Source organism: uncultured Streptococcus sp., from assembly GCF_915066115.1.
Classification (GTDB): domain Bacteria; phylum Bacillota; class Bacilli; order Lactobacillales; family Streptococcaceae; genus Streptococcus.
Genome location: NZ_CAJZDT010000168.1, coordinates 1 through 3,195, shown reverse-complemented (window position 1 = coordinate 3,195; position 3,195 = coordinate 1). Strand labels below are relative to the sequence as shown.

Sequence of the window (3,195 nt, the reverse complement as noted above, 5' to 3'; positions counted from 1 at the left end):
CAAACTCTAAGGATTTGCAACTGAATAACGAAAATATCCGAGCAGCGGAGTAAGATATGAAACAGTGGAAAGAAAAAATAATCCGTTATACCGTTCGTAATCGCAAATCTCCAGAAGAAAACCGCCGAAGAGTAGGAAAAAGCCTGAGTTTACTGGCTGTCATACTCTTCGCTGTCTTTTTGGTGAACTTTGCGGTCATTATCGGAACGGGTAAAAAATTTGGTAAGGACTTGGTTCAAGAAGCCAACAAGGTCCATCAAACAACCAAGACGATTCCTGCAAAACGGGGAACCATCTACGATCGTAATGGAACGCCTATTGCTGAGGATGCGACTTCGTATAATATCTATGCCGTTATTGACAAGACCTACAAGTCAGCAACAGGCAAAATTCTCTATGTAGAGGATTCTCAATTTAATAAGGTAGCTGAAATTTTCCATAAGTATCTGGATATGGAGGAGTCTTATGTCAAAGAACAGCTTTCTCAGCCAGATCTAAAACAGGTATCCTTTGGTACCAAGGGAAATGGGATTACCTATGCCAATATGATGGCCATTAAAAATGACCTCAAAACAGCTGGGGTTGAGGGGGTTGACTTTACAACTAGCCCTAACCGCAGTTATCCCAATGGACAGTTTGCTTCTTCCTTTATCGGTTTAGCGCAACTCCATGAAAATGAGGATGGGACCAAACGTTTGGTTGGGACATCTGGTTTGGAGAGTTCTTTAAATAGCATTCTTGCAGGTACAGATGGGATTATCACCTATGAGAAGGATCGTCTGGGAAATATTGTTCCGGGTACGGAGCAGGCTTCCCAACACATGGTAGACGGAAAGGATGTGTACACAACCCTTTCTAGTCCTTTGCAATCCTTTTTGGAAACCCAGATGGATGCCTTCCAGGAAAAGGTAAAAGGCAAGTATATGACGGCTACCTTGGTCAGCGCTAAGACAGGGGAAATCCTGGCTACGACCCAACGTCCGACCTTCAATGCCGATACCAAGGATGGTATTACGAAAGACTTTGTCTGGCGAGATATTCTTTATCAAAGTAACTACGAGCCAGGATCAACCATGAAGGTGATGATGTTGGCCTCAGCCATTGATAACAATACCTTCCCTGGTGGCGAATACTTTAACAGTAGTGAGTTGAAAATAGCAGATGCGACCATTCGAGACTGGGACGTCAATGAAGGGTTGACTAGTGGTGGCACCATGACCTTCTCTCAAGGATTTGCCCACTCAAGTAATATCGGGATGACCTTGCTTGAGCAAAAGATGGGGGATACAACCTGGCTGGACTACCTTAACCGCTTTAAGTTTGGGGTGCCGACCCGTTTTGGTCTGGCAGATGAGTACACAGGTCAATTGCCTGCTGATAACATTGTCAATATCGCCATGAGTTCATTTGGACAAGGGATTTCTGTTACCCAGACCCAGATGCTTCGTGCCTTTACAGCTATTGCCAACGATGGGGTTATGTTGGAGCCGAAATTTATCAGTGCCCTCTATGATCCAAATGACCAGTCTGTTCGTAAGTCTCAAAAGGAAATCGTCGGAAATCCTGTATCAAAAGCGGCAGCTTCCTCTACTCGGGATCACATGGTCATGGTCGGAACAGATCCTGTCTACGGTACCATGTACAACCACAGCACAGGAAAACCAAATGTCAATGTTCCGGGACAGAATGTTGCCCTGAAATCAGGGACTGCTCAGATTGCCGATGAGAAGAATGGGGGCTACCTGACAGGTGAAACCAACTATATCTTCTCTGTTGTGTCGATGCATCCTGCAGAAAATCCTGATTTTATCCTCTATGTGACGGTGCAACAGCCAGAGCATTATTCAGGCGTTCAGCTGGGAGAGTTTGCCAACCCAATCCTTGAGCGAGCTTCTGCTATGAAAGAATCCCTCAATCTTCAGTCAACTGCTAAGAGCTTGGATCAGGTCAGCAAGACGACAAGCTATGCTATGCCTGCTACCAAGGACTTTACGTCGGGTGACCTCGCAGAAGAATTGCGCCGAAACCTTGTCCAACCAATCGTTATTGGAACAGGAACCAAGATCAAGGAACTCTCGGTTTCTGAAGGAGATAATTTGGAAGCCAATCAGCAGATCTTAATCCTGTCTGACAAGGTCGAAGAAATGCCTGATATGTACGGCTGGACAGATGAAAATGTGCAAACATTTGCCAAATGGCTGAATATAGAAGTCGAGTGGGAAGGTAGTGGCAAAACGGTCAAGAAACAAAGTGTCCGTGCCAATACAGCCCTCAAAGACCTTAAAAAAATGAAAGTAACATTAGGAGATTAAGATGATTAGTTCCATTAGTGCTGGAATTCTAGCCTTTCTATTGACCTTGATTGGCATTCCAGCCTTTATCCGATTTTATCGAAAAGCGCAGATTACAGGTCAGCAGATGCACGAGGATGTCAAGCAACACCAAGCTAAAGCTGGGACTCCAACCATGGGAGGTCTTGTTTTCCTTATCGTTGCAGTAGTCGTGAGCTTTCTGGTTGCTCTCTTTACCCAACAATTGACCAACAATGTCGGCATGATTTTGTTTATCTTGGTTTTGTATGGTTTGGTAGGTTTTCTGGATGACTTCCTCAAGGTCTTTCGTAAAATCAACGAAGGCTTAAATCCCAAGCAAAAACTTGCTCTCCAGCTGCTTGGAGGAGTGATTTTCTACCTCTTTTATGAGCGCGGTGGCGATATGCTTTCAGTTTTTGGCTACCAAGTTCATCTGGGAATTTTCTATATCTTCTTTGCCCTTTTCTGGCTAGTTGGCTTTTCAAATGCGGTGAATCTGACTGACGGGATTGACGGCTTAGCGAGTATCTCCGTGGTGATTAGCTTATCGGCCTATGGTGTGATTGCTTATATGCAAAATCAACTGGATATTCTTCTTGTGATTCTTACCATGATTGGTGTTTGGCTAGGCTTCTTCGTCTTTAACCACAAACCTGCCAAGGTCTTTATGGGAGATGTGGGAAGTTTGGCTCTTGGTGGGATGCTGGCAGCTATTTCTATGGCTCTTCATCAAGAATGGACCCTTTTGCTGATTGGGATTATCTATGTCTTTGAGACAAGCTCTGTTATGATGCAGGTCACCTACTTCAAACTTAGTGGTGGGAAGCGTATTTTCCGTATGACGCCTGTGCATCACCATTTTGAGCTTGGCGGATTCTCAGGA

General features: G+C 44.6%; 2 protein-coding genes. Both read left to right on the top strand.

All coding sequences use genetic code 11. The annotated features are described in order from the left end of the window. Positions 1–56: 56 nt before the first annotated feature. Positions 57–2,312: a penicillin-binding protein PBP2X gene (gene pbp2X / locus QZ565_RS08935; RefSeq protein ID WP_295528439.1), complete on the top strand. Its 2,256-nt coding sequence runs from the start codon at positions 57–59 to the stop codon at positions 2,310–2,312. Between the two features lies 1 nt (position 2,313). Then, positions 2,314–3,195, top strand: an 882-nt coding sequence (mraY, locus tag QZ565_RS08930; protein ID WP_295528436.1) for a phospho-N-acetylmuramoyl-pentapeptide-transferase, incomplete at its 3' end; no start/stop codon positions are given.

Excerpts from the sequence above, each read along its gene's own strand:
- pbp2X (WP_295528439.1), top strand. The coding sequence starts at position 57 with ATGAAACAGTGGAAAGAAAAAATAATCCGTTATACCGTTCGTAATCGC.